This window comes from Nocardia cyriacigeorgica, from assembly GCF_010858045.1.
In the GTDB taxonomy this organism is placed as follows: Bacteria; Actinomycetota; Actinomycetes; order Mycobacteriales; family Mycobacteriaceae; genus Nocardia; species Nocardia cyriacigeorgica_E.
This window is the reverse complement of record NZ_JAAGVC010000320.1, coordinates 1-291: the sequence shown is the minus strand read 5'-3', so window position 1 is coordinate 291 and position 291 is coordinate 1. Positions and strand designations below refer to the sequence as shown.

At 70.4% G+C, this 291-nt stretch carries 1 protein-coding gene; it reads right to left on the bottom strand.

What is annotated here, in order from left to right:
- Positions 1-291: alpha/beta hydrolase (locus GV790_RS29860; RefSeq protein ID WP_163818157.1), on the bottom strand; the 291-nt coding region annotated here is incomplete at both ends.

Genomic DNA, 291 nt, shown 5'->3' with positions numbered 1-291 from the left:
CGCTCGGGGTCGACGCCCGGCTGCTCGAGCAATATCGCGCGCGCTGCCCGCGCATCGAGCTCGGTGCCGCGTTCGCTCGGGCGCCCGCTACTGCGGCCGTATCCGCGATAGTCGAAGGCGAGCACATCGAAACCCGTCTCGGCCAACAGCGCGAAGATCGGCACCCGGTCCCCGATATTGCCACCGTTGCCGTGCGCGAACAGGACATGCCCCACCGACCGCGGCGCCCGCACCCACCAGCCGTGCAGAGTCTCGCCGTCCGCGGTCGGGATGGAGAGTTCCGCGTAGTCG